This is a genomic window from Variovorax sp. RA8 (assembly GCF_901827175.1).
GTDB lineage: Bacteria > Pseudomonadota > Gammaproteobacteria > Burkholderiales > Burkholderiaceae_C > Variovorax.
Genome location: NZ_LR594662.1, coordinates 1,793,829 through 1,820,753, shown reverse-complemented (window position 1 = coordinate 1,820,753; position 26,925 = coordinate 1,793,829). Strand labels below are relative to the sequence as shown.

29 protein-coding genes are annotated in these 26,925 nt (G+C 66.7%); 9 read left to right on the top strand and 20 right to left on the bottom strand.

The features are described 5' to 3' along the window. Positions 1–65 precede the first annotated feature (65 nt). On the top strand, positions 66–1,508 hold the full coding sequence (locus tag E5P3_RS08690; protein WP_162585602.1) for a S41 family peptidase: 1,443 nt from the start codon (positions 66–68) through the stop codon (positions 1,506–1,508). Between the two features lie 52 nt (positions 1,509–1,560). Next, entirely contained in the window at positions 1,561–2,322 is a 762-nt protein-coding gene (locus tag E5P3_RS08685) for a HesA/MoeB/ThiF family protein (RefSeq protein WP_162585601.1), read from the top strand. Positions 2,323–2,349: 27 nt separating this feature from the next. Here the strand turns inward: E5P3_RS08685 and E5P3_RS08680 are convergent, their stop codons facing one another. Both E5P3_RS08680 and E5P3_RS08675 read right to left on the bottom strand, forming a co-directional pair. After that, entirely contained in the window at positions 2,350–4,326 is a 1,977-nt protein-coding gene (locus E5P3_RS08680; protein WP_162589597.1) for an AsmA family protein, read from the bottom strand. A 38-nt stretch (positions 4,327–4,364) separates the two neighbouring features. Further along, on the bottom strand, positions 4,365–4,571 hold the full coding sequence (locus tag E5P3_RS08675; protein WP_162585600.1) for a hypothetical protein: 207 nt from the start codon (positions 4,569–4,571) through the stop codon (positions 4,365–4,367). 293 nt (positions 4,572–4,864) lie between these two features. On the opposite strand from E5P3_RS08675, the gene E5P3_RS08670 reads away from it, so the two are divergent. Further along, positions 4,865–5,269, top strand: coding sequence for a response regulator (locus E5P3_RS08670; protein ID WP_162585599.1), 405 nt, complete (start codon positions 4,865–4,867; stop codon positions 5,267–5,269). A 73-nt stretch (positions 5,270–5,342) separates the two neighbouring features. On the opposite strand, the gene E5P3_RS08665 is transcribed toward E5P3_RS08670, so the two are convergent. Continuing rightward, positions 5,343–5,975, bottom strand: a complete 633-nt coding sequence (locus tag E5P3_RS08665) for a response regulator (RefSeq protein ID WP_068680104.1) — start codon at positions 5,973–5,975, stop codon at positions 5,343–5,345. Between the two features lie 107 nt (positions 5,976–6,082). Between E5P3_RS08665 and E5P3_RS08660 the strand changes: the two genes are divergently transcribed. The 6 genes from E5P3_RS08660 to E5P3_RS08635 all read left to right on the top strand — a co-directional run bounded on the left by E5P3_RS08660 (position 6,083) and on the right by E5P3_RS08635 (position 9,621). Then, positions 6,083–7,453, top strand: coding sequence for a CHASE3 domain-containing protein (locus E5P3_RS08660; RefSeq protein ID WP_232073051.1), 1,371 nt, complete (start codon positions 6,083–6,085; stop codon positions 7,451–7,453). Between the two features lie 165 nt (positions 7,454–7,618). Continuing rightward, positions 7,619–7,780 (top strand): DUF1328 domain-containing protein, encoded by a 162-nt coding sequence (locus E5P3_RS08655; RefSeq protein ID WP_083944504.1) that lies wholly within the window; start codon positions 7,619–7,621, stop codon positions 7,778–7,780. A gap of 56 nt (positions 7,781–7,836) precedes the next feature. Then, positions 7,837–8,211 carry a hypothetical protein gene (locus E5P3_RS08650; RefSeq protein ID WP_162585598.1) on the top strand — a complete coding sequence of 125 codons (375 nt, stop codon included), beginning with the start codon at positions 7,837–7,839 and terminating at the stop codon, positions 8,209–8,211. A 39-nt stretch (positions 8,212–8,250) separates the two neighbouring features. Further along, positions 8,251–8,631: a hypothetical protein gene (locus tag E5P3_RS08645; protein WP_162585597.1), complete on the top strand. Its 381-nt coding sequence runs from the start codon at positions 8,251–8,253 to the stop codon at positions 8,629–8,631. Continuing rightward, positions 8,603–9,079, top strand: a complete 477-nt coding sequence (locus E5P3_RS08640) for a hypothetical protein (RefSeq protein WP_162585596.1) — start codon at positions 8,603–8,605, stop codon at positions 9,077–9,079. The genes E5P3_RS08645 and E5P3_RS08640 overlap by 29 nt, the downstream gene beginning before the upstream one ends. Beyond that, positions 9,076–9,621, top strand: coding sequence for a ferritin-like domain-containing protein (locus tag E5P3_RS08635; protein ID WP_162585595.1), 546 nt, complete (start codon positions 9,076–9,078; stop codon positions 9,619–9,621). Before E5P3_RS08640 ends, E5P3_RS08635 begins: the two co-directional genes overlap by 4 nt. A gap of 81 nt (positions 9,622–9,702) precedes the next feature. Here the strand turns inward: E5P3_RS08635 and E5P3_RS08630 are convergent, their stop codons facing one another. From E5P3_RS08630 to E5P3_RS08550, 17 genes are all read right to left on the bottom strand, one after another. Next, positions 9,703–10,212 carry a BON domain-containing protein gene (locus E5P3_RS08630; RefSeq protein WP_162585594.1) on the bottom strand — a complete coding sequence of 170 codons (510 nt, stop codon included), beginning with the start codon at positions 10,210–10,212 and terminating at the stop codon, positions 9,703–9,705. A gap of 102 nt (positions 10,213–10,314) precedes the next feature. Further along, complete coding sequence (locus E5P3_RS08625; RefSeq protein WP_162589595.1) at positions 10,315–11,136, bottom strand: DUF429 domain-containing protein; 822 nt, start codon at positions 11,134–11,136, stop codon at positions 10,315–10,317. Between the two features lie 24 nt (positions 11,137–11,160). Next, positions 11,161–11,583 carry a BLUF domain-containing protein gene (locus tag E5P3_RS08620; RefSeq protein WP_068680094.1) on the bottom strand — a complete coding sequence of 141 codons (423 nt, stop codon included), beginning with the start codon at positions 11,581–11,583 and terminating at the stop codon, positions 11,161–11,163. A 5-nt stretch (positions 11,584–11,588) separates the two neighbouring features. Continuing rightward, entirely contained in the window at positions 11,589–12,320 is a 732-nt protein-coding gene (folE, locus tag E5P3_RS08615) for a GTP cyclohydrolase I (protein WP_162585593.1), read from the bottom strand. Between the two features lie 69 nt (positions 12,321–12,389). Next, positions 12,390–13,163 (bottom strand): endonuclease/exonuclease/phosphatase family protein, encoded by a 774-nt coding sequence (locus E5P3_RS08610; protein WP_162585592.1) that lies wholly within the window; start codon positions 13,161–13,163, stop codon positions 12,390–12,392. Further along, positions 13,160–13,627, bottom strand: a complete 468-nt coding sequence (gene nudB / locus E5P3_RS08605; RefSeq protein WP_162585591.1) for a dihydroneopterin triphosphate diphosphatase — start codon at positions 13,625–13,627, stop codon at positions 13,160–13,162. Before nudB ends, E5P3_RS08610 begins: the two co-directional genes overlap by 4 nt. 19 nt (positions 13,628–13,646) lie before the next feature. Next, complete coding sequence (aspS, locus tag E5P3_RS08600) at positions 13,647–15,452, bottom strand: aspartate--tRNA ligase (protein WP_162585590.1); 1,806 nt, start codon at positions 15,450–15,452, stop codon at positions 13,647–13,649. A gap of 31 nt (positions 15,453–15,483) precedes the next feature. Then, on the bottom strand, positions 15,484–16,104 hold the full coding sequence (locus E5P3_RS08595) for a DUF502 domain-containing protein (RefSeq protein ID WP_162585589.1): 621 nt from the start codon (positions 16,102–16,104) through the stop codon (positions 15,484–15,486). Positions 16,105–16,121: 17 nt separating this feature from the next. Continuing rightward, positions 16,122–16,475, bottom strand: coding sequence for an FmdB family zinc ribbon protein (locus E5P3_RS08590; RefSeq protein ID WP_162585588.1), 354 nt, complete (start codon positions 16,473–16,475; stop codon positions 16,122–16,124). 127 nt (positions 16,476–16,602) lie between these two features. Further along, positions 16,603–18,051 (bottom strand): sodium:solute symporter family protein, encoded by a 1,449-nt coding sequence (locus tag E5P3_RS08585; protein ID WP_162585587.1) that lies wholly within the window; start codon positions 18,049–18,051, stop codon positions 16,603–16,605. 16 nt (positions 18,052–18,067) lie between these two features. After that, positions 18,068–19,633: a ubiquinone biosynthesis regulatory protein kinase UbiB gene (gene ubiB, locus E5P3_RS08580; RefSeq protein WP_162585586.1), complete on the bottom strand. Its 1,566-nt coding sequence runs from the start codon at positions 19,631–19,633 to the stop codon at positions 18,068–18,070. Continuing rightward, positions 19,630–20,184 carry a ubiquinone biosynthesis accessory factor UbiJ gene (locus E5P3_RS08575; protein ID WP_162585585.1) on the bottom strand — a complete coding sequence of 185 codons (555 nt, stop codon included), beginning with the start codon at positions 20,182–20,184 and terminating at the stop codon, positions 19,630–19,632. The genes ubiB and E5P3_RS08575 overlap by 4 nt, the downstream gene beginning before the upstream one ends. Positions 20,185–20,230: 46 nt before the next feature. Then, positions 20,231–21,274, bottom strand: coding sequence for a Tim44 domain-containing protein (locus E5P3_RS08570; protein WP_162585584.1), 1,044 nt, complete (start codon positions 21,272–21,274; stop codon positions 20,231–20,233). Between the two features lie 38 nt (positions 21,275–21,312). Then, positions 21,313–22,044, bottom strand: coding sequence for a bifunctional demethylmenaquinone methyltransferase/2-methoxy-6-polyprenyl-1,4-benzoquinol methylase UbiE (ubiE, locus tag E5P3_RS08565; protein WP_162585583.1), 732 nt, complete (start codon positions 22,042–22,044; stop codon positions 21,313–21,315). 96 nt (positions 22,045–22,140) lie between these two features. Continuing rightward, on the bottom strand, positions 22,141–22,554 hold the full coding sequence (locus E5P3_RS08560) for a gamma-butyrobetaine hydroxylase-like domain-containing protein (protein WP_162585582.1): 414 nt from the start codon (positions 22,552–22,554) through the stop codon (positions 22,141–22,143). Beyond that, complete coding sequence (locus tag E5P3_RS08555; protein ID WP_162585581.1) at positions 22,554–23,000, bottom strand: HIT family protein; 447 nt, start codon at positions 22,998–23,000, stop codon at positions 22,554–22,556. Before E5P3_RS08555 ends, E5P3_RS08560 begins: the two co-directional genes overlap by 1 nt. Beyond that, positions 22,997–26,917 (bottom strand): DUF3683 domain-containing protein, encoded by a 3,921-nt coding sequence (locus E5P3_RS08550; protein WP_162585580.1) that lies wholly within the window; start codon positions 26,915–26,917, stop codon positions 22,997–22,999. The genes E5P3_RS08555 and E5P3_RS08550 overlap by 4 nt, the downstream gene beginning before the upstream one ends. Between the last annotated feature and the right edge of the window lie 8 nt (positions 26,918–26,925).

Below are 26,925 nucleotides of genomic sequence, written 5' to 3'. Positions count from 1 at the left end.
AACCCCGGCAGACAACTTGCTTCCAAGCTGTGTATATTGGTTTGACAGGCGACAAGGACATTTAAATGGGGCAGAAACTCAAGATCACGGGCTGGGTCGCAGCCGGCGCCGTTGCCGGCGCGCTGACCACGGTCTCGTTGCAAACAGTTGCACGAGGTTCACTGGCCCCTCTCCCACTCGAAGAGCTGCAGCAGCTCGCAGCCGTGTTCGGCATGGTGAAGAGCGACTACGTCGAGCAGGTCGACGAGAAGAAGCTCATCTCCGACGCGATCTCCGGCATGGTCGCCGGGCTCGACCCGCATTCCCAGTACTTCGACAAGAAGTCTTTCAAGGAATTTCGAGAGGGCACCACTGGCCGCTTCGTCGGCGTGGGCATCGAGATCTCGCAGGAGGACGGCCTGATCAAGGTGGTGTCGCCGATCGAGGGCTCGCCCGCCTTCCGCGCCGGCCTCAAGCCCAACGACATGATCACTCGCATCGACGACACGGCGGTGCGCGGGCTTTCGCTCAACGAGGCTGTCAAGCGCATGCGCGGCGAGGCCAACACCAAGGTGTTGCTGACGATCTTCCGCAAGGACGAGAACCGCACTTTCCCGGTGACCATCACGCGCGAGGAGATCCGTACTCAGTCGGTGCGAGGCAAGGTGATGGAGCCTGGCTACGGCTGGATCCGCCTGTCGCAGTTCCAGGAGCGCACGGTCGACGACTTCGTCAAGAAGGTCGAGGAAATCTACAAGCAGGAGCCCAACCTCAAGGGGCTGGTGCTGGACCTGCGCAACGACCCGGGCGGCCTGCTCGACGCGGCTGTGGCCATCTCGGCCGCGTTCCTGCCCGAGAACGTCACGGTGGTGTCCACCGACGGCCAGCTGCCCGAGAGCAAGTCGGTCTACAAGGCCGCGCCCGAGTACTACCAGCGCCGCGCGGGCAGCGACCCGCTGCGCAACCTGCCGCCGTCGCTCAAGACGGTGCCGCTGGTGGTGCTGGTGAACGAAGGCTCGGCGTCCGCCAGCGAGATCGTGGCCGGTGCGCTGCAGGACCACAAGCGCGCCATCATCATGGGCAGCCAGACCTTCGGCAAGGGCTCGGTGCAGACGGTGCGCCCGCTCGGCCCCGACACCGGCCTCAAGATCACGACGGCACGCTACTACACGCCCAGCGGGACCTCGATCCAGGCCAAGGGCATCGTGCCCAATGTGCTGGTCGACGAGAGCGCCGAGGGTAGCCCCTTCGCGGCGCTGCGCATGCGCGAGGCCGACCTCGAGAAGCACCTGGCGAGCGGCCAGGGCCCCGAGGCCAAGGACCCCGAGCGGGAGAAGGCCCGCGACGAGGCGCGCAAGCGCCTCGAGGAGGAAGCCAAGAAACCGCCGCAGGACCGCAAGGTGCCCGAGTTCGGCAACGAGAAGGACTTCCCCCTGGTGCAGGCGCTGAACAGGCTCAAGGGCCAGCCGGTGCTCGTGAGCAAGACGCAGGTGATCGTCGAGAACAAGGAAGAGAAGAAGGAAAACTGATCCGGCACGCCAGCTCCCGTCGGGGGAGCGCCGGTATCGGCCCGCGCGGCGCATGGAAGACCAGGACCTGCTGCGCTATTCGCGCCACATTCTCCTCGAGGAATTCGGCATCGACGGCCAGGGACGCGTCAGCGCCGGCCACGCGCTGGTGATCGGCGCCGGCGGGCTGGGCTCGCCGGTGGCGCTCTACCTCGCGGCAGCCGGCGTCGGCCGCATCACGCTGGTTGACGACGACGAGGTCGACCTCACCAACCTCCAGCGCCAGATCGCCCACAGCACCGCCCGTGTCGGCCAGGCCAAGGTCGAATCGGCGGCCGCGGCAATGCGGGACATCAATCCGGAGATTCGCATCGAGACCCATGTGCAGCGCGCCGACGAGGCCCTGCTGCATCGGCTGGTGGCCACGGCCGACGTGGTGATCGACTGCAGCGACAACTTCGCCACCCGCCACGCCGTGAACCGCGCCTGCGTGGCTCACGCCAAGCCGTTGGTGGCCGGCGCGGCGATCCGTTTCGACGGCCAGCTGAGCGTGTACGACACGCGCGATGCCGCCTCGCCTTGCTACGCCTGTCTGTTCCCCCCCGACGCACATTTCGAGGAAACGCGCTGCGCAGTGCTCGGCGTGTTTGCGCCGGTTGTCGGCACCATCGGGATGCTGGAAGCCCACGAAGCGCTGAAACTGCTTGCCGGCATCGGCCCCTCGCTGGCGGGCAGCCTGCTGATGTTCGACGGACGCCGCACGGCCTTCGACACACTGCGCGTGGCGCGCGATCCGGGCTGCAGCGTCTGCGGCCACCGGCCGGCGGCGAGCTGATCGCCACCCGCGAGACTTCCGCCGCTGCTACTGCTTCCGGGCCTTGGCTGCGCCGGCCGCCGCCTCGCCCGCACTGGGCCGCTTGGCCTGGGCCAGTACCCCCTGGCAGTCGGCGTCCGCACCCGGCCCGGTCTCGACGGTAGCGGCAAGCGCGAGCAAGGGGTTGAGCGCTCCCAGCAAGACGGCCGCAGCGCCGCGTGTCACCAGCGACCCGGCCTCCAGGCTGGCGCTGGGCGAGGCAAGCGTGCCGCCGATGATCAGCGGCGTGCGCAGGGACAGGATGCTCCTGTCCTTCGGCTCGGGCCTCACCACGAAGTCCAGCGTTTCCTTCGACAGGCTGATCTGGCCGCTTGCGTTGAACAGGGTGTCCTCGGTATCCAGCACGACGCTGCGGCTCACCATGGTGCCCTTGTCGACGTCGAAGGCCATGGCGGCACAGCGCAGCACCACGTTCTTGTCGCCGCGCAGAAGAAATTTGATGATCTCGCCGCCATCCAGCCCCATGAACTCCAGCAGCAGGTTGCTAAACTCCCCGCGACCGGTGAGCGCGGCGACGTCCCCAGAAGCATGGCCCAGCCAGCTCGCCACCGAGTTGCCGCGCCCGGAGAGATTGATCCGCCCATCGAGCTTGCCGAAACTGGTGCGCATGGTTTCGACCTTGGGGATCAGCCGGCTGAGCTGCATCCCGCGCACGTTCAGCGCCGCGCGGATGTCGGCAGGGTTCTGCGCGCCGTCGATGCGCACGGCGCCGGCGAGCGACCCGCCGGCCACGCCGAGGTTGAGCGGATCGAGCGTCAGCACGCCGTCCCGCAGCTTCACTTGCACGCTGCCCTTGTCCAGCGGCAACTCACGGACGTTCCTGATGCGATCGGCCGTGTACTTCACCTCGGCATTCATAGCGCGCAGCCGCTCGAAGTCGAGCGTGGCGGCGGGCAGCACCTTGCGGCCGGAGTCGCGCCGCGCACGCTTGACCTCGGTAATGCTCGGCGGCGGTGGGAGGCCCTCGATGGCCTTGGCCGAGCGCTCGGTGGGCGGCAGGCCGATCAGCGGGCCGAGGTCGTCCATGTCCATCACGCGCGAGCGCAGGGCGCCGGACAGGAATGGCACCTTCTGCGACTGATCGAATTTCATGTCGCCCCCGATGTCGGAGAGGCCCAGCTTGCCCTGGAGGCTCGCCACCTCCCATAGCTTGGCGCGCTTGCGCAGCTCGCCGCTCAACGCATACGGCGAGGTTTGGGGCAATGCGATGCCGAGCAAGCCGTACAGGTCGCCCAGGTTCTGGCCCTTGAGGTCGAAACGGGCATCGACGCCGTCCAAGTTTGCCAGCTCCGCCACCGTACCTTTCGCCTTCAGGCGCGTATGACCAGCGGCCGCATCGATCTCCAGCGGGAACGGGGGCTGGCCGGCCGCGTTGAGCTGCAGTACGTTGCCGGTCCGGCCCTGCGCCGTCAGCGGCTGTCCCTGGTAGCGCCCCTTGATGCGAAAGTCGAGCGGCAGCTCCCCGCGACTGCTGTCGTAGCTGAAGTCGGCGCGCAGATCGACGCCGAGGTGTGCCGCCAGGAAGTCGAGCGTGCCCTGGTCGACCTCCAAAAGGCCGATGACCGGGACGGTGCCTTCGTCCGCGGTGTTCTTGCCCAAGGCCCAGGTGCGCCGGCCGTCCTCTTCCATCTGCAGGCCCAGCGCCGGCGAGGCCAGAAAGATGTGCGGAATCACGACCCGCTTCGCCAGCAGCGGCCACAGCCGGATGTCGAAGGTCGCGCGCTCGGCCCGGACCAGATAGGGCTCGCGCGCCCATGAGGGGTTGGCAAACTCGATGCCGTCGAGTTTCACGGTGGCGGCCCGCCATCCCAGATCCACATCCAGGCGGCGGGTGATCTCGAACTTGCGGCCCGTCTGTTCGCTGACATAGCGATTGATCGGCCCGCGCAGCGCATCCCACGGAAACAGGGCCAGCACCAGCAGCAGCGCCGCAAACAGCCCCAGCACTACCGCGCCGACCCTCATCCAGGTCGACAAACGCGGCTTGCGGGCGGGCGATGCGGTCACGGCACAGTCGTCTTTCGATCGGGCGTCGAGGTGATGGAGGCGGGCGAGGCGAGGAAGCACAGGGCAGTCGCGCCTACCGTCGCGGCGGCGGTGGCGGCCTCGACCACCTTCAACTCGGCACTCGCGGGTTCCCCGAGAGCCACGACTGCGGCGGCAGCCAGGGTCAACAGGCTGATGGCCCCGTAGTTCCACATCATCTTCATCTTGGCACCTCGGTGACGGAGCTCGAAGCTGCGGCAGGAGCGCTGCAACTCGATGCCTTTGAAGCGTAAAGGCGCGTCGCCGTGCGCGAGGGTCGGCATCCGACAGCAGCGGCTGTGAGGCGCGGCCTACGGGCAGTCAGACCACAAAGCTCGTAAGAACGCGCCTACATCCGCACGGCGGCGCAGGCGGCATGATGCCGTTCAGTCATTGGTAGCAACATTTACAACTAGCCTTCATCGCGGTCATCCGCTAAGGTCGCGGAGTTTCATTCCAGGCAGACGCGCGGTTCTCCATGGACCTCAGATTGAAAACCTACATCGTCGAAGACAACGTCACGATCCGCGAGAACCTCGTCGGCACTTTGGAAGAGCTCACGTGCATTTCGGCCGTCGGCTTCGCCGAAACCGAAGCAGAGGCTGTCCGCTGGCTGGCGGAGAACAGCGAACAGTGGGAACTGGCCATCGTCGACCTGTTTCTCAAGCAGGGCAGTGGCCTGGGCGTGCTGCAGGCCGTCAGCACGCGACGGCCCGATCAGAAGATCGTGGTGCTCAGCAACTACGCCACCCCCGACATCCGTAAGCGGTGCGCCCAGTTCGGCGTGGATGCGGTATTCGACAAGTCGAACGAGATCGATGCGCTCATCGACTTCTGCATCGAGCAGGCCTCAACGCTGCGGCAGACCTCGGGTTCGAGCTGAAGTCACGCTACCTGATCGCGCTCATGGCCCGACCATGCGTCGCGCCCGGCATTGCGAGGGCGCGTTCCGCGACTTAATCGATCAGCTTGTTCTTCAGCGCGTAATACGTGAGGTCGCTGTTGGAGGAGAGGTTCATCTTCTCCATGAGCCGCGTGCGATAGGTGCTGACCGTCTTGACCGAGAGCGACAGGGTCTTGGCGATATCACCCGCCGTCTCGCCCTTGGCCAGCTTGAGAAAGACTTGGAATTCGCGCTCCGACAGCTGCTCGTGCGGGGCCGCGTCGTCCTTGCGGTCGAGCTGCCGTGCCAGCAGCTCGGCCACGGCGGGCGTGATGTAGCGGCGGCCCAGCGAGATGGTGCGAATGGCGTTCACGATTTCCATCGGATCGCATTCCTTGTTGAGGTAGCCGCTCGCCCCCTGCCGGATCAGGTTCATCGCGTAGTGCTCCTCGGGGTATCCACTGAGGATGAGGATGCCGACGTCCGGAGCCTTGGCGCGGATCATTGCCAGCGCGTCGATGCCGCTTTGCCCGGGCATCGAAAGGTCCATCACCAGCACGTCCAGCTCCGTGGTACGCACGAGTTCGATCGCCTCGCGCCCGCTTGCGGCCTCCCCGACCACGCGCAAATCGACGTGCTCCGAGAAGAACTGGCGCAGGCCGGAGCGCACGATGGCATGGTCATCCACAATTCCAATTTTGATCATCTGATACCTTCTTTGTCCTGTCGCGGCCTTTTGCGTCGCAGCAAACTGCCCCCTGATTCACGTCGATTATTCCTGAATTTGAACTGCTCGCGTCCCCCGGAGACCCCATGCGCTGGTTAGCTTTCCCCAAGATGGCCGCCGGCCTCACGCTCGCGATGCTCGCGGCGCTTGCGCTCGTGGGCATCAACGAGGCAGGCTACCGGCAATCCACAAAGGCGCTGATCGAGATCAGCGAGGCGCAGCGCGTACGACTCGCACTCAATCTCCTGCTGCAGAGCATTGTCGATGCCGAAACGGGTCAGCGAGGCTATTTGTTGACCGGGGAAGCACGTTATCGCGAACCTTACGACAGTGCGGTCAAGAAGGTCGATGGGCAGCTGGCCGCGCTCCAGTCGCTTTACGCCCACCGCCCCGCCGAGTCTGCGCGGCTGGCCGAGCTCGCCAAGCATGTCTCGCGCAAGCTTGCCGAAATCGACATGAGCGTGCGGCTGCGGCGGGAGGGGAACGACGATGCCTGGAAATTCGTGATCACCACGGATGTCGGCCGCGAGGAAATGGAGGCCATCCGGCAGCAGACCGGCGAGCTGACCGCGCTCAGCAACGAAGCCCTGATGCGGGGGCAGGCACAGATCGCGAGTTCGCTGCGCTTCTCCCGCATCGGCATCGGGCTGGTGGCGCTGGCGGGGCTGGCGGCCTTCTATCTTTACCTGCGCCAGACGCATGCGCTGCGCTCGGCCGGCGAGCGCCAGCAGGAAGCATTGCAGCGCGAGCGCAATGCGCTGGAGGACGAGGTGCGGGAGCGGACCGCGACGCTGGCCGAGCTCGCCACCCATCTGCAGGAGGTGCGGGAGACCGAGCGCGGCTTCCTGGCCCGCGAGCTGCATGACGAGCTGGGCTCCCTGCTGACCGCTGCCAAGCTCGACGTGGCGCGGCTGAAGTCCCGCCTGGTCGATTCGCCCGAAGCGATACAGCGGTTGCAGCACATGAACGAGCTGCTGAACAGCGGCATTGCCCTCAAGCGCCGCATCATCGAGGACCTGAGACCCTCCTCGCTGGCCAACCTCGGCCTCATCGCCTCGCTGGAGATCCTGGGGCGCGAGTTTGCCGAGCGCTCCGCCATCGAGGTCGAGATGGTGCTTGAGCCGGTGTCACTCGACGAAGCCAACCAGCTCACCGTCTATCGGATGGTGCAGGAAAGCCTGACCAACATCGGCAAGTACGCGCAAGCGACCGAAGCCAGCATCGTGATGAAGAACTACGGCAACCATGTCGTGGTGGAGGTGAGCGACAACGGCAAGGGCTTCGACATGCAGGCTGCCCGCGCGTCCTCCCACGGCCTGGCAGGCATGCAGCATCGCGTCCAGACGGCCAAGGGCAAGCTGACCATCTCGTCGATCCCGGGCCAAGGGACGCGCCTGAGCGCCAGCCTGCCGACCGCTGCGGCGCCCGCCCCTTCCCCGGCCAGCCAGCTGGCCTGACCGCAGGCCCCGCACCCGCAGGTGCCGCCATTCGGCCCTCTCCTACGCCTCCAGGCCTCGGCTGCTGACAGGGTCTTGAAGGGCCCTCCTTTAACGTTCGTTCCATGCTCTCGCCAACGCGAAGGGCCGCCATCACAACGAGACGAGCTCACAAAGGAGTCCAACATGTTGTACTACGCAGTCGTGTTCCTGGTGATCGCGCTGATCGCTGCTGTCTTCGGCTTCGGCGGCATCGCGGCCAGCGCCGTAGGCATCGCCAAGATCCTCTTCGTCATCTTCATCGTGCTGGCGCTTGCCAGTTTCATCGCGGGCTTGATGCGACGATGACTGCGTCGTTACGATGAGCAGGCTCTCGCAACTTTTCTCCCGGAAGGACTTTTCTCATGAGCACGATCAAGACCCCGTCGCAGATGGCTGAAGAGGCACGTCAAACTGCCAGCGACGCCATCGACACCACCCGCGCATATGCCCAGAACGCGGTGAACGCGGCAGGCGAGAAGGTTCGCGACCTGCGCCGCGAGGCCGAACCCACCGTCGAGCAGCTTGCAGCCCGTGTGCAGCAAGCCGTGCAGCGAGGCCTGGATGCCGCCTCGACGACCAGCGCCCGTGCCCAGCGCCGCCTGGAACAGGCTGCCGACGTGACGGGCCGGTACATTGCGGATCAACCGGTGCGTTCGGTGCTCGTCGCTGCCGCGGCCGGCGCCGTCATCACCGCCCTGATCGTGCTCGCCAGCCGCCGCAGCCGGGACGACTACTGACCTGAAAGCGTCACCGTTCCTGCCGCAGCCTGCCGCACCATGTTCCATCCCATTTTTTCCACGGTGCTCAGGCATCCCGAGCTTTTCGTCGAACATGCCTCGAACTATGCGGCGCTGCTCAGGCTCGAAGCGGCAGAGGCCAGCAAGGGACTGATAGGGCGGCTCGTCGCCGGTGTGCTTGCAGCGGTTGCCGGCATGCTGGCCCTGGGCCTGACAGGGACAGCCATCATGCTCGGCGTGGTCCAGGGCGGGTTTCATTGGGTGCTGGTCGCGGTTCCCGGCGTTTCGGCGGCCATCGCGCTGATCGCCGGCTACGTCGCGGCGCGCCCCATCCAATTCCATGGATTCAACGAGTTGCGCGCACAGGTGGATGCCGATATCCATGCCCTCCATGCTGCAGGAGACGCCCGTGGCCGCTGAGCGCGAGAGCCTGACGCCGCAGCAGCGGCTCGCCATTTCGCGCCGTGCGCTGGTCGCGCAGCTGCAGGGCCGCGAGCATCGTGCATCCAACGGGGAACCGGCCGATGAAGCGGCTGCACAACAGACGCGGCGCGAAACGATCATTGACCGCGTTGCTTGGGCCTCGGTAACGCGCAATGTCGTGCAGCGCTGGTGGCGCCGCCATCCGGCCAACGCGGCGGGACAGCTCGCCCGCCCCCTGATCGAGCGTTACGCGCGCGAACAGCCGGGCAAGCTCATCGCCGCCGCGGCCGGGACTGGAGCGCTGGTCGTGCTGATCAGGCCCTGGCGCCTGTTGTCCATCACGGCAGTGCTCGCCGCGGTGCTCAAGACATCCGATGTGGCCGATCTCGTGACCACGCTGATGCACAAGAACCCGAACAGTCCCCCACGAAAGGATTCCCCATGACGAACGCAACAGCCGAGAAGCCCCAGCGCCTGGTGCTGGACCAAACCAAGATCGACGCGGCCTCCAGGAGCCTGGACGAGGGCGCCGTGACGCCGGGCTACGGGCCGTGGCGCGACGACATCGTGCAACTGCTCAACGACGCACTGGCCACGGAGCTGGTCTGCGTGCTTCGCTACAAGCGCCATTACTTCACCGCCAGCGGCGAGGCCTCGCCGGCGATCGCCGACGAGTTCCTAGTGCACGCGAACGAAGAGTCTGCCCACGCGGACAAAATCGCGGAGCGCATCGTACAGCTGGGTGGCGATCCGAACTTCGACCCGCAGACGCTGCGCGAGCGCAGCCACGCCCAGTACGATGAATCCAAGGACCTTCAGTCCATGGTGCGCGCCAACCTGGTGGCCGAGCGCATCGCCATCGAAACCTACCGGCAGATGATTTCGCTGGTCGGCGACAAGGATCCCACCACCCGGCGCATGCTGGAGGAGATCCTGAGCGATGAGGAAGAACACGCCGACGAGCTCAAGGACTGGCTAGGCCACTGAGCACGGCGCGCGAAGCGCCCACCAGGAAAAAGCCCGGCGAAAGCCGGGCTTTTTGTCGACTGCCCAAGGCGGCGGGCGGGCCTACATGGTCTTCACCTGCAGCTGGTTGTCGACCGCGCTGACACCCTTCACCGCCTTGGCGATCTCCGTCGCGCGGAGCTTGGCCGCGGCATTGGGCGCCGGGCCCTTCAGCATGACGGTTCCACCCTGGGTGTCGACGTCGATGCTGGTCGCTCTCAGGTCGGGATCCTTTGCCAAGCCCGCCGACACGGCGGCGGTGATCGCGGCATCGTCGACGGTGGCGGCCGCCGAGGCGCCCGCTGTCTTGGCCGCGTCGATGGCGTCCTGGGACTCCCGCTTGATCGTGGACTCGGCCGAAGCACTCGACGACCCCGCCTTCTGCGCGGCTTCCCGAGCCAGGCGTTCGGCCTTGGCCTTCGCCTCGTCTCCTGCCTGCTCGGTCTTGGCGATGGCCGAATCCAGCTTCTCGCCGGCCGTTTGCTTGCCGCCCTTGTCGCAGGCGGCAAGCACCAGCACACCGCCCACCAGCAGCAGTGCCATCCGGTTGCGATTGGAAATGGGTGTGATCATGACAAGCTCCTTGGATGAACGGTCCGTTCGGACCACCGGGCAAGGGTAGCGAGCGGGCACCAACATTGAGCACCGGCACCATCCGTGAGGTGATGTAGGACTTCAGGCGGTGAGGATCCAGCCTTCCAGGGGGTCCATGGCCGCTGGTAGCCCGTAGCCCGGGCCGGCGCTCGTTTGGCGAGCCGCGCCCCAAGCAGCTTGCACAAGGCACAGCGCCGCATCGAGGCAGTCGCCATGCGCGTCGGCCAGCAGCTGGTCGCGCTCGGCACCGCCGACCGCCAGCCTGAGGCCCAGGCGCGTGGCGCCGCCTTCGAGCTCGGCAAGCAGCTCAGCGCGCGCTTCGCTCCGCGGGGCGCCCTGGAGGGCGGCACCGTCACTCTTGTAGCTGCGCCGGCCGATCAGCTCTCGCGCCAGCAGGCCCGGGTAGCCCTCGAGCGCGATGCGCCTGGCGGCGCCGGCCGGCACATGCAGGCCTGGCAGGGCCGCGCCGGCCTCCAGCAGCCGCGGCACGCCGGCGTGCAGCATCAAGGCCACGGGCGGGTTGACCCATTTCATCGAAGGGCTGGAGCCGGCCGGCGCGTCGGTCGCGCGGTGTGCGAACTTGCCGCCCACGGGTCGCGCTGCGCAGAAGGCGGCGAAGGTCTCGCGGATCAGGGCGCGATCCAGGCCGGCGTAGTGGGCGATCAGTGCCCGCCATTGCATCGGCCAGCCGAGATGCGTGACCAGTTCCCGCGGCAGGCCGAAGGGAAAATCGAACGCGCCGATCCAGGCAGGCTGGTCGGCCAGCCACCCACGCCAGGCTTCGAGCGAGGTGAAGCGCTCGAGCCGCCGCAAGGCCACGCCATCCGGTGTGGCGCAGTCAAGGGCCAGCACGATGGGCTTGCGCGCGCTCGGCGCGCTGGAGAAATCGCAGCCCAGCAGCAGGGCGGGCACCGCGGGACGCCGCCCTCAGTGACGGCCGACGATGGCGGCGGTCGCCATCAGCTCTTCCAGCAGCGCGAGCGAAACCTTGCCCGAGACCGAATAAGGGTCGAGCTCCGGCTTTTCGGAATACTTCAGCAGGGTCGAGACGTTGAGCTTGGACAGGTTGACCTGTCCCATGGTCCAGCCGCCGAAGCGACGTTCCGAGATTTCCTCGTAGTGCAGCAGCACCACGTCCTTGTGGCGCGGGTCTCTCTGGATATGACCATAGAGCTCGCTGATCGCGGTCCGCCCGCCCTCGATGGCCTGCAGGAACACACCGCCGCCATAGCAAAGGATGCCGGTGATGCCGCAGGCGGGGTTGTGCGAGCGCGATTGCGCGAGGATGGCCTCCACTGCGCCGGGGCTGGTGTCGACAGCACGGCTGACATAGAGCAGGCGTACGAGCATGGTGTTCAACTCCGGCGCGGGATCAGCGCGAGGAATTCGCGCCGCAGGTTGGAATCCTTGAGGAAGACGCCGCGCATCACGGAGTTGATCATCTTGCTGTCCATCTCCTTGACGCCGCGCCACTGCATGCAGAAGTGCTCGGCCTCCATCACCAGCGCCAGCCCGTCGGGCTGGGTGCGCTCCTGGATCAGGTCGGCGAGTTGGACCACGGCCTCTTCCTGGATTTGGGGACGGCTCATGACCCACTCGGCCAGCCGCGCGTATTTCGACAGGCCGATGACGTTGGTCTTCTCGTTGGGCATCACGCCGATCCAGAGCTTGCCGATGATCGGGCAGAAGTGGTGCGAGCAGGCGCTGCGCACCGTGATGGGACCGACGATCATGAGCTCGTTCAGATGCTCGGCGTTGGGGAACTCGGTGAGCGAAGGCGGGGCCACGTAGCGGCCCTTGAACACTTCGTTCAGGTACATCTTGGCGACGCGGCGCGCGGTGTTCTCGGTGTTGTGGTCGTTGTCGAGGTCGATCACGAGCGCCTCGAGCACGTCCTTCATCTTGTGCTCGACCTCGTCGAGCAGGCTCTCGAGCTCGCCGGGCTCGATGAACTCGGCGATGTTGTCGTTGGCATGGAAGCGCTTGCGCGCGGCGAGCACGCGCTCGCGGATCTTCACGGAGACGGGCGTGCCCTCATCCCCGGCGTCCTGCTCGGGGCGCTCGGCGGTATCGATTTTCCTTAGCATCAGCGCATCCTAACAGCGAATGAACCGCAGCGAATATCCCTGCAGCGCGCTTCCTGCCTGATCGTCAAGCTATTGTTTTGATAGCACAAAGTCAGCCACCAGCGGTAGATGATCGGACATTCGGGCCCAGATCGGGCCGCGCGGCACGGTGGTCGCCACCGCCTCGACCTGCCGGCCGTAGATGAAGTCGAGCTGCGTCACCGGCAGGCGCGAGGGATAGGTCAGCGTGCGCGGGCCGCGCAGGTCACTGGTGTCGCGCAGACCCATGGCGTTCATCGCATAGCGCATGCGGGCACCCCAATCGTTGAAGTCGCCGGCCACCACCAGGGCCTCGCCCGGCGGAATCTCGCGCTCGATGAACTCGCGCAGCAGGGCAATCTGGCGCACCCGGCTGCCTCGGATCAGCCCCAGGTGCACCACGATAGCATGCACCGGCTGGCCTTCGACCTCGATCGCCACGTGCAGCAGGCCGCGCTGCTCGAAGCGGTGGTCGGAAATGTCCTGGTGGGTCTTGCGCAGCACCGGCCAGCGAGTCAGGAGCGCGTTCCCATGTTCGCCATGCCGCGTGATGGCGTTGGTCTCGTAGATCGCGGTGTAGCCCTCGGGGGCCAGAAAGTCGGCCTGCGGCAGTTCGGGCCAGTGCCGGAAGCGGGCGGCGGCCTGGCGGTTCATCTTGCGCACTTCCTGCAGGCAGACGATGTCGGCGTCCAACTGCTCGATGGCATGGCCCAGGTTGTGGATCTCGAGCCGCCGCGTCGGTCCGATGCCTTGCACACCCTTGTGGATGTTGTAGGTGGCGACGCGGAGATTACTGCCGCTCGGGGTACTGCTCGGCGGATTCATTGCGCAAATTTTGGCAGCAGCAGGATCGCTTCTGCATTCGAAGGGGAAAAGCAGGCATCGGCCGCCTCGCGGTAGGGCAGCCAGCGCCAGGCCGTGTGCTCGCGCGGGTCGAGCCGCGGGCTCATGCGCTCGGGCACGCACAGGCCGAACAGGTGCTCGGTGTTGTGAATGACGCCCGGCGCATAGCGGGCACGCCAGCGGGGGTAGATCTCGTACACGTTCTGGAGCTGCCAGTCGCACAGATTGCAGGCCAGTGCGCTGCCTTCTCGGCAGTCGATGCCGGTCTCCTCTGCGACTTCCCGCGCCGCGGTCAGCGCCAGGGGTTCTTCTTCCGCGTCCTTGCTCCCGGTGACGGATTGCCAGAAATCCTCTGCGTCGGCCCGCCGGATCAGCAGCACCTCGAGCGCCGGTGTGTGAATCACGACCAGCACCGACTCGGGAATTTTCCAGGGCCGCTCGCTCATGCTTGCGCCCCCTTCCCTCTCAAGCGGCCGGCTGGGGGTTGCGCAAGCGGATATGCAGCTCGCGCAGCTGCTTCTCGTCGACCGGGCTCGGCGCCTGCGTCAGCAGGTCCTGGGCGCGCTGGGTCTTCGGGAAGGCGATCACGTCGCGGATGGACTCGGCGCCCGTCATCAGCATCACCAGTCGATCGAGGCCGATCGCGATGCCGCCATGCGGCGGCGCCCCGTACTGCAGCGCGTCCAGCAGGAAGCCGAACTTGTTCTGCGCATCCTCCGGGCTGATCTTGAGGGCGCGGAACACCTTGCTCTGCACCTCCTCGCGGTGGATACGCACCGAGCCGCCGCCCATCTCGATGCCGTTGAGCACCATGTCGTAGGCCTTGGCGATGCACTTCTCGGGAGCGGTGTCCATGAGATCCTCATGGCCGTCCTTGGGCGAGGTGAACGGGTGGTGCACGGCGGACCAGCGCTGGCCGTCCTCGTCGAACTCGAACATCGGGAAGTCGACCACCCACAACGGCGCCCAGCGCTCCTCGAACAGGCCGTTCTTGCGGCCGAAGGCGCTGTGGCCGATCTTTACGCGCAGCGCGCCGATGGCGTCGTTGACGATCTTCTCCTTGTCGGCGCCGAAGAACAGGATGTCGCCATTGCGTGCGCCGGTGCGCGCGATGATCTCGGCCAGCGAAGCGTCGTTGAGGTTCTTGACGATCGGGCTCTGCAGGCCCTCGCGCCCCTGCGCCGCGTCATTGACCTTGATGTAGGCCAGGCCCTTGGCGCCGTAGATCTTGACGAACTCGGTGTAGGCATCGATGTCGCCGCGCGAGAGGCCGCCCTCGGCGCCGCCGCTGGGCACGCGCAGCGCGACCACGCGGCCACCCGTCATGCCGGCCGCTTGCGCGAAGACCTTGAACTCGACATTGCGCATCACGTCGGTAAGTTCGGTGAACTCCAGCTTCACGCGCAGGTCGGGCTTGTCGGAGCCGTACTTGAACATCGCGTCCGCATAGCTCATGACCGGAAAGGGCGGCAGCTCGACCTGCGCCGCGCTGCGGAACACCTTGCGGATCATGCCTTCGAACATCTCGCGGATCTCCTCCTCGGCCATGAAGGAGGTCTCGATATCGATCTGCGTGAACTCGGGCTGGCGGTCGGCGCGCAGGTCCTCGTCGCGGAAGCACTTGACGATCTGGTAGTAGCGGTCGAAGCCCGACACCATCAGCAACTGCTTGAAGAGCTGAGGCGACTGCGGCAGCGCGAAGAAGCTGCCGTCGTGCACGCGGCTGGGCACCAGGTAGTCGCGCGCGCCCTCGGGCGTGGACTTGCCGAGCATCGGCGTCTCGATGTCGATGAAGCCGTTGGCGTCGAGGAACTTGCGCACCTCCATCGTGACCTTGTAGCGCAGCATCATGTTGCGCTGCATGACCGGACGGCGCAGGTCCAGCACGCGGTGCGTGAGCCGGGTGGTCTCGGACAGGTTGTCGTCGTCGAGCTGGAAGGGCGGCGTCACCGACGGGTTGATCACCTTCAGCTCGTGGCTGAGCACCTCGATCTTGCCGCTCTTGAGGTTCTCGTTGATCGTGCCCTCGGGGCGCGCGCGCACCAGGCCCGTGACCTGCACGCAGAACTCGTTGCGCAGGCCTTCGGCGGTGGCGAAGGTGGCGGCGCGGTCGGGGTCGCACACCACCTGGACATAGCCTTCGCGGTCGCGCAGGTCGATGAAGATCACGCCACCGTGATCGCGGCGGCGGTTGACCCAGCCGGACAGGGTGACGGTTTGGCCCAGCAGGGCTTCGGTCACGAGACCGCAATAGTGTGTACGCATGGCCATAGTGGATTCCGGCGCCGTCGGGGGCGCGTGTTTATCTGTTCGCGATGGTCACGGGGCCGCCGGGAACGACCACGCCCATCGACACGATGTACTTGAGCGCGTCGTCCACGCTCATCCTGAGTTCGATGCAGTCGCTGCGCTTGAGCATCACGAAGTAGCCGCCCGTGGGGTTGGGCGTGGTGGGCACGTAGACGCTCAGGTAGTCGCCGCCGCCCAGTTCCGAGAGCACCTCGCCGCCGGGCGCGCCGGTCACGAAGGCGATGGTCCAGACGCCGTCGCGCGGCCACTGGACCAGCACCGCGGTGCGGAAGGCATTGCCGTTCTCGGAGAACAGCGTGTCCGACACCTGCTTGACGCTGGAATAGATGGAGCGCACCACCGGGATGCGGCGCACCACCGCGTCGCCCCAGCCCAGCAGGCGCTTGCCGATGAAGTTGCTCGCGGTCGCGCCGACGACCAGCAGGATCGCCAGCGTCAGCAGCACGCCCAGCCCGCGCACCTTGTGTGCGGTGAGCCACTGCTGCCATTGCTCGGGCAACAGCCACAGCGTCTGGTCCAGCGTGCCGATGATCCAGTTCAGCACACCCAGCGTGATGACCAGCGGCACGATGACCAGCAGGCCAGACAGCAACCATTTGCGCAGGGCGAGCATGGCGCGGGGCGTGGCTCTCAGTCGCCCTTGGAGGCGGCTGGCGCAGGTGCGGGCGCCGGGGCCGCAGCCGTGCCGGGCGATGCGGACGCCGCGGGAGCATCAGCGGCGCCGGTCGAGGCGGAAGCGCCCTCCGCGGGCGCGCTCGTCCCCTTGTCGGCATTGCCCTTCTCGGCCGCTTTCTTGCCGCCGCCATCACGGAAGTCGGTCACGTACCAGCCCGAACCCTTCAGCTGGAAGCCGGCGGCGGTGACCTGCTTGCTGAACGCGCTCGCGCCGCACTGCAGGCACTCCGTCAGCGGCGCATCGGACAGTTTCTGCAGCACGTCCTTGGCAAAGCCGCAGGCGCTGCACTTGTAGGCGTAGATAGGCATGGGTAGGAGGAGAAAAAAGCGGCCGGCGGCCGCTCGCAAAGCCTTTGATTATAGGTTGGCATGGGGTTCCACAAGGGTTGCCCATCCTGGCTACACCACCGGCTCACGGGGTGTACTTCACACCTTCTCAAACAGGATCGACCGCCAGCGGGCGGTGCGGCGTGCGCCGATTGGCGAGCCATTGCGGCGCCAGCGAGCCCGCAAACATGCCTGCGAAGGAGGCCAGCACGCCGGCGAGCTGGGCCGGGAATTCCTCGCCCCACGGCATGGCGATGAACAGCAGCCACACCCCGATGCCGAGCACCACCGAGGCCACCGCGCCCTGGGTGGTCGCCCGCTGCCAGTACAGCCCGCAGACCAGCGGCACGAAGGCGCCCACCAGCGGCACCTGGTAGGCGCCCGAGACCAGTTCGTAGATCGGGGTGCCCTGCATGCGGATCGCATAGGCGAGCACCGCGGCGCTGAACAGCAGCACCGTGATGCGCATGGTCAGCAGGTTCTCGCGGTCGCTGCCGGCCGGGCGGAACTGGCGCCAGATGTTCTCGGTGAAGGTGACGCTGGGCGCCAGCAGGGTAGCCGACGCGGTGGACTTGATGGCCGACAGCAGCGCACCGAAGAAGAACACCTGCATCACGAACGGCATCTTCTCCAGCACCAGGGTGGGCAGCACCTTCTGCGGGTCCTCCTTGAGCAGCGCGGCGGTCTGCTCCGGCATGATGAGCAGGGCGCTCGCCACCAGGAACATGGGAACGAAGGCGAACAGGATGTAGGCGAGGCCGCCGATCACCGGGCCGCGGGTCGAGGCCTTGACGCTGTTGGCGGACATGACGCGCTGGAACACGTCCTGCTGCGGGATCGAGCCCAGCATCATGGTGATGGCCGCGGCGAAGAAGAAGATGATGTCCTTCCAGCTCGGCTCGGGCCAGAAGCGGAACAGGTCCTTGCTGGCCGCGAAGGCCACCACCTTGTCGGCGCCGCCGGCCAAGTTGCCGGCGAACATCGCAATCACCGCCAGGCCAAGCACCAGGATGATCATCTGGATGAAGTCGGTCACCGCCACCGACCACATGCCGCCGAACAGCGTGTAGGCCAGGATCGAGATCACGCCGATGACCATGCCGGCCGAGATGCTGACGACGCCGCCCGACAGCAGGTTGAACACCAGCCCCAGTGCCGTGACCTGCGCGGAGACCCAGCCCAGGTAGCTCAGCATGATGATCAGCGAACAGGCGACCTCGACGGTGCGGCCGAAACGCTCGCGGTAGTAATCGCTGATGGTGAGCAGCGTCATGCGGTAGAGCTTGCCGGCAAAGAACAGCCCGACCAGGATCAGGCAGGTGCCCGCGCCGAAGGGATCCTCGATCACGCCGTGCAGCCCGCCCTCGATGAACTTGGCGGGGATGCCAAGCACGGTCTCGGAACCGAACCAGGTGGCGAAGGTCGTGGTCACGATCATGTAGAGCGGCAGGTGCCGCCCGGCGATCGCGAAGTCGGTGGTGTTCTTCACGCGCCTGGCGGCATACAGGCCGATGGCGATCGTGACGAGCAGGTAGACGATGACCAAGGTCAGCAGCACGGCGAAATCCTCCTATTCAGAACAGACGCACGCGCACCAGCACCTGCATCGCGATCAACCCCAATACAAAACCTATGCCACCGTAGATGATGGCCTGCAGGAGCCGGTTGGTCCGCTTTTGAGCGGCCAGCAGCTCCAGCAGTTCGCGCCGGTGGTCGGCGGGCCGATTTTCGAGGAAATCGTGCATCAGCCGAGGCAGCTGCGGCAGCAGCTTGGCGTAGCGCGGCGCTTCGGCGCGCAGCTGCTCCAGCAGCTTGCGCGGGCCGATCTGGTCGCTCATCCATTTCTCCAGGAACGGCCTGGCGGTGTGCCACAGGTCCAGGTCCGGGTCGAGCTGGCGGCCCAGGCCCTCGATGTTGAGCAGGGTCTTCTGCAGCAGCACCAGCTGCGGCTGGATCTCGACGTGGAATCGGCGCGAGGTCTGGAACAGGCGCATCAGCACCATGCCCAGCGAGATTTCCTTGAGCGGGCGATCGAAATAGGGCTCGCAGACAGTGCGGATCGCAGCCTCCAGTTCGTCGATGCGCGTGCCCTCGGGCACCCAACCGCTCTCCAGGTGCAGCTCCGCCACACGCTTGTAGTCGCGGCGGAAGAAGGCGGCGAAGTTCTGCGCCAGGTACTCCTTGTCGGATTCGGTCAGAGTGCCGACGATGCCGAAGTCCAGCGAAATGTAGCGCCCGAAGGTAGCCGGCTCCAGGCTGACCTGGATGTTGCCGGGGTGCATGTCGGCATGGAAGAAGCCATCGCGGAACACCTGCGTGAAGAAGATGGTGACGCCGTCGCGCGCCAGCTTGGGGATGTCGACGCCGGCGGCGCGCAGGCGGTCCAGCTGCGCGATTGGCACGCCCTTCATGCGCTCCATCACGATCACCTCGGGATGACAGAAGTCCCAGAACATCTCGGGGATCATCACCAGCTCGAGCTTGGTCATGTTGCGCCGCAGCTGCGCGGCGTTGGCGGCCTCGCGCACCAGGTCGAGCTCGTCGTGCAGGTACTTGTCGAACTCTGCCACCACTTCGCGCGGCTTCAGGCGCTTGGCGTCGCTCGACAAGTTTCCGACCCAGGCGGCCATCATGGCCATCAGCTCGAGGTCCTTCTCGATCACGTCGCGCATGCCGGGCCGCAGTACCTTGACCGCGACCTCGCGGACTGCCCCGCCGGGCTCGCGCAGGGTCGCGAAGTGCACCTGGGCGATCGAGGCGCTGGCCACCGGCGTCTCGTCGAAGTCGACGAAGACCTCGCCCACGGGCCGGCGAAAAGCGCGCTCGATGGTCGCGATCGCAATCCTGGAGTCGAAGGGCGGCACCCGGTCCTGCAGCCAGGCCAGCTCGTCGGCGATGTCGGCCGGCAGCAGGTCGCGCCGCGTCGACAGCACCTGCCCGAACTTGACGAAGATCGGCCCCAGGCTTTCCAGCGCCTCCCGCAGGCGCTGGCCCCGGGGCGCATCGAGCTTGCGGCCGACGGACACGATGCGCGCCACCACGCGCAGCCAAGGTTTCTGGAAGCTGGTGAGCACGAGCTCGTCGAGCCCGTAGCGCAGCGCGACCAGGACGATGAAGACGCCGCGGTAGAAGCGCCTCATTCGGCGCCTGCGGAGCCGGCGGGCTTGCCTCCACGCGCACCGACGAATTGCCGCAGTCCCTCCACGACGCGCCGCGCGCCGTTGGCAATGGTGTGGGCGGGCACATCGCCGATCACGCGCGCCAGATCGTCCTCCACGTCCCAGCGCACGTGGTCGACCAGCCAGTTGACCTCGGCGGCCAGCTGCACGTCGCCCTCGATCTGCACCGCCGGCTTCTCGCCGCGCGCGGCAGCCCGCGCCAAGCCGAAGGGCGAGGTCTCGGCCAGCACCAGCATGAGCTCCGGCACCGCGCCTTCGGGTGCCAGGTCGAGCAGGCCGGCCGGCGTGGCGACAACCTTCATGGTCACGAATCGCCATTCGAATTCGACCACCCTGCCCTGCTGGCGCGCCAGGCGCTGCTGGGCCTCGGGTTCCTGCTGAAGCACGTGATTGAGAAAAAGCACGGCGCGATGCTGGACCTCGTGAATCACCCAACCCGGCGGCTGCAGGCGGTTGCCGACGCGGTTGATGAAATCGTCGAGAAAAGAAAAAGGGGACGATGGTGTGACCATGTCCCCATTATCCCGGTCTTGCGACCGGCTTCGAAGCGTCAGGCGCCTACTGCAGGGCCTGCACGCCCGCCACCAGCCAGCCGCTCGAACCGCTGGTCGGCCTGGTCATGTTCCAGACCTCGCGGAAGGGGCTCGGGCCGGAGGACAGGTCCTCGCGGATCATGCCGGAGAACTCGACGCTCGCCAGGTAGGCGTCGGGCAACTCCTCGATGCCCAGCAGCTTGGCGTCCAGCATGACCACTTCGGTCTTGTTGGCCTGACCGCCCGTGTGGTTCTCGCGCTCCCCCAACTGCTGGCGGATCTCGCCGACCATGCCGTCGGTCATCATCGAGCGCAGGGTGCCGATGTCGGCACGGTCCCAGGCGTCCTGCAGCGTCACGAAGTTCCGCTTGGCCGCGGCCAGGAAGCCGTCGGTATCGAAGCCGGCGGGGATGCCCCAGGACTGCGCACCGCTCAGGGCCGAGCCGATCAGGCTGCCGCCGCTGGCCGCCGCCGCGCCCGCCATCGACGAGCCGCCGCGGTCCGCCACGTGCTCAGGTTGTGCCGAGCTGGCGTCGAAGGCCGCGGTGTTGCGCTCCCAGGGACGGGCCGAGGCGTCATTGCCGACGTTGTTGGGGCTGTACTGCACAGGCGAAGCAGGATTGGCAGGACCGCCTGCGCCCTGGAAGGCGAAGCCGCCGCTGCGCTGCGCGCCGTTGGCCCGCGAACGGGCCGCGAAGATGCGCCACACCACCACGGCTGCCAGCACCAGAAGCGCGATCAACAGGATGTTGCCGAAGGCCGCGCCCAGGCCGAGCGAGTTGGCGAGCCAGGCGAGGCCCAGGCCCGCGGCCAGGCCGCCGAGCATCGCGCCCCAAGGCCGCTTTGGCGCTGCAGCCGGCGCCGCCGTGGCCGGCTTGGCAGCCGCGCTGTTCACGTTGCTCTGTGCAGGCGTGCCGGGCGCGGCCGGCGCGGTGGGCGTCGCCTCACGCTGCGTCACGTTGCCCGACTGCTTGCCGAAGGACTTGCCGCCGCCCAGGCGGCGCGCGTCGGCATCCATGCTTCCGACAGCCAGGGCACACACCAACAAAACGGACAATAAACTTTTCATGACGTCTCCTCTAACGGCAAAGAAATCTCTTCTGATCATCAGCACTTGATTCCAACATGCAGGGCGACGACGCCCCCCGTCATGTTGTGATAGTCCACATGCCCGAAACCGCCCTCTTTCATGAGGGTCTTGAGCTCCTCCTGCGAGGGATGCATCCGGATCGATTCGGCCAGGTAGCGGTAGCTCGCGTCATCGCCCGCCACCACCTTGCCCAGGCGCGGCAGCACGTTGAAGGAGTACCAGTCGTAGATCTTCGACAAGGGCTTCGCGACCTTGGAAAACTCCAGCACGAGCAGCTTGCCGCGCGGCTTGAGCACCCGGTTCATCTCCTTGAGCGCCAGGTCCTTGTGCGTCATGTTGCGCAGGCCAAAGGCGACGCTCACCAGGTCGAAATGGTTGTCGGGAAAGGGCAGCTTCTCGGCATCGCAGACCACCGTGGGCAGCGCGACGCCGGCGTCGAGCAGCCGGTCGCGGCCGGTGCGCAGCATGGCCTCGTTGATGTCGGTGTGGACCACTTCGCCGCTCGCACCCACCTTCTTCGCAAAAGCGATGGCGAGGTCGCCGGTGCCGCCCGCGATGTCCAGCACCTTCGAGCCCTCGCCGACGTTGGCGACCATCACGGTGTAGGCCTTCCAGGCGCGGTGCAGGCCACCCGACATCAGGTCGTTCATCAGGTCGTAGCGATTGGCGACCGAGTCGAACACGCCGCGTACGCGCCGTGCCTTGTCGCCTTCCTCGACCGTCTCGAAGCCGAAATGGGTGCTGCTCATGCGTCCGATGTTAGGTCGGAAGCGTTCATGTCAAGCCGACGCCCCTGCAAGGACGCCGGGCATTCGTTGCTTTTGCGGCGAGGGGGCTCGGCTTCTTCAGTGGCTGCCGCAGGCGTGGCCGCCCTTCTCGGCCATCGGCGCATCACGATCGACGCCGGCAGCGGCGAGGCGCCGCTCGTACTCGGCCCACAGTTCGCCCTGCTTCGCACCGAGTTCGTACAGCAGGTCCCACGAGTAGATACCGGTGTCGTGGCCGTCGGAAAAGCTGGGCTGCACCGCGTAGTTGCCGACCGGCTGCAGGTCCAGCAGGCCCACGTCGCGCTTGCCGGTCTGCAGCACTTCCTGGCCCGGCCCATGGCCCTGTACTTCGGCCGAGGGTGAGTAGATGCGCATCAGCTCGAAGGGGATGCGGAAGCTCGCACCATCGGAAAAGCTCACCTCCAGCACGCGCGATTGGCTGTGAACGGTGATCGACTCGGGCGTCGGCGCGCCCATTTGCAAACCTGCCATCAGGAACTCCTTGTTGCCAGACGCCGGGCCATGTCCCGCTCGAGCGCCTCCAGTTTGACCTCGATCGCAGCCTCGCGCTGCAGGTCGCGATCGCGCTGCGCAGCGGCCCAGACCGGCGCCGGGAAGCGCGTGTCCCAGTCGAAGCGTGCGATCACGTGCCAATGCAGGTGCGGCACCATGTTGCCGAGGGCCGCGAGGTTGATCTTGGCAGGGGCCAGTGCGTCGCGCAGGCATTGCTCCACCGCCACCACCGCATCCATGCACAGTACCCGATCTTCCGGCGCCAGGTCGGACCACTCGGCCACGTGGTCCTTCCAGACAAGGCGATAGAAAGCAGGAAAACCCTCTTCGGCCGCGTGGATGACGCGAAACTCAGGCGCCTCGAACACCAGGCGGCCGCCGGGCTCCCAGCACAGCGGGCAACCCGCCACGCGCCGCTGCGTCATACCAGCACCCGCTCGATGCCACCCTGGTTGGCAGCCGCCACGTACGTGGGCATCCAGTCCTTGCCGAGGATCCTGTTGGCCATCTCGACCACGATGTAGTCGGCCTCGAGCAGGCCGTTCTCGAGGTCCTTGCCGTAGCGGCTCAGGCCCTGCAGGCAGCTCGGGCAGCTGGTGAGGATCTTGACGTTGTCCTTGGGCGCGACCATGCCGCCGCTGCGCAGCGCGGCCTCGCCCTTGCGCAGCTCCTCTTCCTTGCGAAAGCGGACCTGCGTCGAGATGTCCGGCCGCGTCACGCCGAGCGTGCCGGACTCGCCGCAGCAGCGGTCGTTCTTGAGCACCTGGTCGCCGACCAGTGCCTTCACCGTCTTCATCGGGTCCTGCAGCTTCATCGGGCTGTGGCAGGGGTCGTGGTAGAGGTAGGCCGAGCCGTTGCCCCCGGCGGCCGAGTTCTCCAGGGTGATGCCCTTCTCGAGCAAATACTCATGGATGTCGATGATCCGGCAGCCAGGGAAAATCTTCTCGAACTGGTAGCCCTGCAGCTGGTCGTAGCAGGTGCCGCAGCTCACCACCACGGTCTTGATGTCCAGGTAGTTCAGCGTGTTGGCGACGCGATGGAAGAGCACGCGGTTGTCGGTGATCATCTTCTCGGCTCGGTCGTACTGGCCGCTGCCTCGCTGGGGGTAGCCGCAGCAGAGATAGCCCGGCGGAAGCACGGTCTGGACCCCCGCGTGCCACAGCATCGCCTGCGTGGCCAGCCCCACCTGCGAGAACAGGCGCTCCGAGCCGCAGCCCGGGAAATAGAACACGGCCTCGGTCTCGGGCGTGGTGGCCTTCGGGTCGCGGATGATCGGCACGTAGTCGGCATCCTCGATGTCCAGCAGCGCCCGCGCGGTCTTGTTGGGCAGGCCGCCCGGCATCTTCTTGTTGACGAAGTGGATCACCTGCTCCTTGAGCGGCGCCGAACCCAGCGTGGCTGGCGGCGCGGCGGTCTGCTTCCTGGCCAGGCCGCGCAGCAGGTCGTTGGCCAGGCGCTGGGCCTTGAAGCCGATGCCGACCATGCCGATGCGCATGGCCTTGATGGTCTGCGGGTTGGTGGCGTTGAGGAACAGCATCGCGGCCGCGTTGCCGGGCCGGAAGGACTTCTGGCCCATCTTGCGCAGCAGGTTGCGCATGTTCATCGAGACGTCGCCGAAGTCGATGTTCACCGGGCAGGGCGTGAGGCACTTGTGGCAGACCGTGCAGTGGTCGGCCACGTCCTCGAACTCCTCCCAGTGCTTGATGCTGACGCCGCGCCGGGTCTGCTCCTCGTAAAGGAAAGCCTCGACCAGCAGCGAGGTCGCGAGGATCTTGTTGCGCGGCGAGTAGAGCAGGTTGGCGCGCGGCACGTGGGTGGCGCACACCGGCTTGCACTTGCCGCAGCGCAGGCAGTCCTTCACGCTGTCGGCGATGGCGCCGATGTCGCTCTGCTGCATGATCAGCGACTCGTGGCCCATCAGCCCGAAGCTGGGCGTGTAGGCATTGGTCAGGTCGGCATAGAGGCCCGGCCCGGCCTGCATCGAGGGCCGCAGCAGCTTGCCCTTGTTGAAGCGGCCTTCGGGGTCGATGCGCTGCTTGTAGTCCGCGAAGGGCCGCAGCTCGTCGTCGGACAGGAACTCCAGCTTGGTGATGCCGATGCCGTGCTCGCCGGAGATCACGCCGTCGAGGCTGCGCGCCAGCACCATGATGCGCGCCACCGCCGCGTGCGCGGTCTGCAGCATCTCGTAGTTGTCGCTGTTGACCGGGATGTTGGTGTGCACGTTGCCGTCGCCTGCATGCATGTGCAGCGCCACCCAGACCCGGCCCTTGAGCACCCGCTGGTGGATCGCGTTGCACTCGGCCAGGATGGGCGCGAACTCCGCGCCGGAGAAGATGGCGGCGAGGGGCGCACGGATCTGCGTCTTCCAGCTGGCGCGCAGCGAATGGTCCTGCAGCTGCCGGAACAGCGTGTCGATCTGATCCAGCCAACCCTGCCACAGGGCGCGCACCTCGCGCACCAACGCGACGGCCTGGGCCACGCGGTCCTCCAGCAGCTCGGCCGGCGAGATCTCGCTGGCGTCGTCGCTCTTGCCCAGCGGCAGATGGCCGCGCAGGAAGAAGGCCTCCAGCTCGTCGGCGAGCGCCAGCTTGTTCTGCAGCGAGAGCTCGATGTTGATGCGCTCGATGCCGTCGGTGTATTCGGCCATCCGCGGCAAGGGGATCACCACGTCCTCGTTGATCTTGAAGGCGTTGGTGTGCCGGCTGATCGCAGCGGTGCGCTTGCGGTCCAGCCAGAACTTCTTGCGCGCCTCGGGGCTGATGGCGATGAAGCCCTCGCCGCTGCGCGAGTTGGCGATGCGCACCACCTCCGAGGTCACCCGCGCCACCGCGTCGGCATCGTCGCCGGCGATATCGCCGAACAGCACCATCTTGGGCAGGCCGCCGTGCTTCTTGGACTTCGTCGCGTAGCCGACGGCCTTCAGGTAGCGATCATCCAGATGCTCCAGACCTGCCAGCAGGACCGGGGAGGGACCCGGTCCTTCACCATCCTTGCCCGAGCGCTTCTGCAGGGCGAACATGAAGTCCTTGATCTCGACGATGCTGGGCACCGCGTCCTTGGCATTGCCGAAGAACTCCAGGCACACCGTGCGGGTGTGCGCCGGCATGCGGTGCACCACCCAACGGCAGCTGGTGATCAGGCCGTCGCAGCCCTCCTTCTGGATGCCCGGCAGGCCCGAGAGGAACTTGTCGGTGACGTCCTTGCCCAGTCCCTCCTTGCGGAAAGTCTTGCCGGGGATCTCGAGCCGCTCGCTGCGCAGCTTCGTGCGGCCATCGGCCGCGAAATACTGCAGATCGAAGACGGCGCTCTCGGCGTCGTGGATCTTGCCCAGGTTGTGGCCGATGCGCGTGACCTCCAGCCACTCGGCGTCGGGGGTCACCATGCGCCACGAGGCCAGGTTGTCGAGCGCAGTGCCCCACAGCACCGCCTTCTTGCCGCCCGCGTTCATCGCCACGTTGCCGCCGACGCAGGAAGCCTCGGCCGAGGTGGGGTCGACGGCGAACACGAAGCCCGCGCGCTCGGCCGCGTCGGCCACGCGCTGGGTCACCACGCCGGCCTCGGTCCAGACGGTGGGCACGGGCTGGTCGACGCCCGGCAGCGAGATCATTTCGACCTCGGTCATCGACTCCAGCTTCTCGGTGTTGATGACGGCGCTGTTCCAGGCCAGCGGGATCGCCCCGCCGGTGTAGCCGGTGCCGCCGCCGCGCGGGATGATGGTGAGCCCCAGCTCGATGCAGCCCTTGACCAGCGCGGCCATCTCGGCCTCGCTGTCCGGCGTCAGCACGACGAAGGGATATTCGACGCGCCAGTCGGTTGCGTCGGTGACGTGCGACACGCGCGAGAGGCCGTCGAACTTGATGTTGTCGCGCGCGGTGAGCCGGCCCAGGGTGCGCGTGGCCTTGCGGCGCAGCGCCGCGACGTCGCGGAACAAGGTGTCGAAGGCCTGCACCGCCTGCGCTACCAGGGCGGTGAGCTCGCCCACCAGCGCATCGCGCTGGGCGGCAGCATCGGGGGTACGCCGCTTCTGCACCTCGGACAGGCGGTGGTTGAGCGCATCCACCAATTGGCCGCGCCGGCGCGGATTGTCCAGCAGGTCGTCAACCAGGTAAGGGTTGCGCTGCACCACCCATATGTCGCCCAGCACCTCGTAGAGCATGCGGGCGGAGCGGCCGGTGCGGCGCTCGGCGCGCAAGGTTTGCAGCAGCTCCCAGCCCCGTTCGCCCAGGAGGCGGATCACGATCTCGCGGTCGGAGAAGCTGGTGTAGTTGTAGGGGATCTCACGCAATCGCGCGGGCTCTGCGGCCTGCGACAACAACGCCGTCAACGCGGTCGGTGCATTCATCGGGGTGG

Excerpts from the sequence above, each read along its gene's own strand:
- E5P3_RS08560 (WP_162585582.1), bottom strand. The coding sequence starts at position 22,554 with ATGGCAGGTTTGCAAATGGGCGCGCCGACGCCCGAGTCGATCACCGTT.
- nudB (WP_162585591.1), bottom strand. The coding sequence starts at position 13,627 with ATGAGCGAGCGGCCCTGGAAAATTCCCGAGTCGGTGCTGGTCGTGATT.
- E5P3_RS08555 (WP_162585581.1), bottom strand. The coding sequence starts at position 23,000 with ATGACGCAGCGGCGCGTGGCGGGTTGCCCGCTGTGCTGGGAGCCCGGC.
- E5P3_RS08665 (WP_068680104.1), bottom strand. The coding sequence starts at position 5,975 with ATGATCAAAATTGGAATTGTGGATGACCATGCCATCGTGCGCTCCGGC.
- E5P3_RS08620 (WP_068680094.1), bottom strand. The coding sequence starts at position 11,583 with ATGCTCGTACGCCTGCTCTATGTCAGCCGTGCTGTCGACACCAGCCCC.
- E5P3_RS08680 (WP_162589597.1), bottom strand. The coding sequence starts at position 4,326 with ATGAGGGTCGGCGCGGTAGTGCTGGGGCTGTTTGCGGCGCTGCTGCTG.
- E5P3_RS08635 (WP_162585595.1), top strand. The coding sequence starts at position 9,076 with ATGACGAACGCAACAGCCGAGAAGCCCCAGCGCCTGGTGCTGGACCAA.
- E5P3_RS08660 (WP_232073051.1), top strand. The coding sequence starts at position 6,083 with ATGCGCTGGTTAGCTTTCCCCAAGATGGCCGCCGGCCTCACGCTCGCG.
- folE (WP_162585593.1), bottom strand. The coding sequence starts at position 12,320 with ATGCTAAGGAAAATCGATACCGCCGAGCGCCCCGAGCAGGACGCCGGG.
- E5P3_RS08655 (WP_083944504.1), top strand. The coding sequence starts at position 7,619 with ATGTTGTACTACGCAGTCGTGTTCCTGGTGATCGCGCTGATCGCTGCT.
- E5P3_RS08595 (WP_162585589.1), bottom strand. The coding sequence starts at position 16,104 with ATGCTCGCCCTGCGCAAATGGTTGCTGTCTGGCCTGCTGGTCATCGTG.
- E5P3_RS08675 (WP_162585600.1), bottom strand. The coding sequence starts at position 4,571 with ATGAAGATGATGTGGAACTACGGGGCCATCAGCCTGTTGACCCTGGCT.
- aspS (WP_162585590.1), bottom strand. The coding sequence starts at position 15,452 with ATGGCCATGCGTACACACTATTGCGGTCTCGTGACCGAAGCCCTGCTG.
- E5P3_RS08690 (WP_162585602.1), top strand. The coding sequence starts at position 66 with ATGGGGCAGAAACTCAAGATCACGGGCTGGGTCGCAGCCGGCGCCGTT.
- E5P3_RS08575 (WP_162585585.1), bottom strand. The coding sequence starts at position 20,184 with ATGGTCACACCATCGTCCCCTTTTTCTTTTCTCGACGATTTCATCAAC.
- E5P3_RS08610 (WP_162585592.1), bottom strand. The coding sequence starts at position 13,163 with ATGAATCCGCCGAGCAGTACCCCGAGCGGCAGTAATCTCCGCGTCGCC.
- E5P3_RS08645 (WP_162585597.1), top strand. The coding sequence starts at position 8,251 with ATGTTCCATCCCATTTTTTCCACGGTGCTCAGGCATCCCGAGCTTTTC.
- E5P3_RS08670 (WP_162585599.1), top strand. The coding sequence starts at position 4,865 with ATGGACCTCAGATTGAAAACCTACATCGTCGAAGACAACGTCACGATC.
- ubiE (WP_162585583.1), bottom strand. The coding sequence starts at position 22,044 with ATGAGCAGCACCCATTTCGGCTTCGAGACGGTCGAGGAAGGCGACAAG.
- E5P3_RS08650 (WP_162585598.1), top strand. The coding sequence starts at position 7,837 with ATGAGCACGATCAAGACCCCGTCGCAGATGGCTGAAGAGGCACGTCAA.
- E5P3_RS08550 (WP_162585580.1), bottom strand. The coding sequence starts at position 26,917 with ATGAATGCACCGACCGCGTTGACGGCGTTGTTGTCGCAGGCCGCAGAG.
- E5P3_RS08640 (WP_162585596.1), top strand. The coding sequence starts at position 8,603 with ATGCTGCAGGAGACGCCCGTGGCCGCTGAGCGCGAGAGCCTGACGCCG.
- ubiB (WP_162585586.1), bottom strand. The coding sequence starts at position 19,633 with ATGAGGCGCTTCTACCGCGGCGTCTTCATCGTCCTGGTCGCGCTGCGC.
- E5P3_RS08630 (WP_162585594.1), bottom strand. The coding sequence starts at position 10,212 with ATGATCACACCCATTTCCAATCGCAACCGGATGGCACTGCTGCTGGTG.
- E5P3_RS08685 (WP_162585601.1), top strand. The coding sequence starts at position 1,561 with ATGGAAGACCAGGACCTGCTGCGCTATTCGCGCCACATTCTCCTCGAG.
- E5P3_RS08590 (WP_162585588.1), bottom strand. The coding sequence starts at position 16,475 with ATGCCTATCTACGCCTACAAGTGCAGCGCCTGCGGCTTTGCCAAGGAC.
- E5P3_RS08570 (WP_162585584.1), bottom strand. The coding sequence starts at position 21,274 with ATGAAAAGTTTATTGTCCGTTTTGTTGGTGTGTGCCCTGGCTGTCGGA.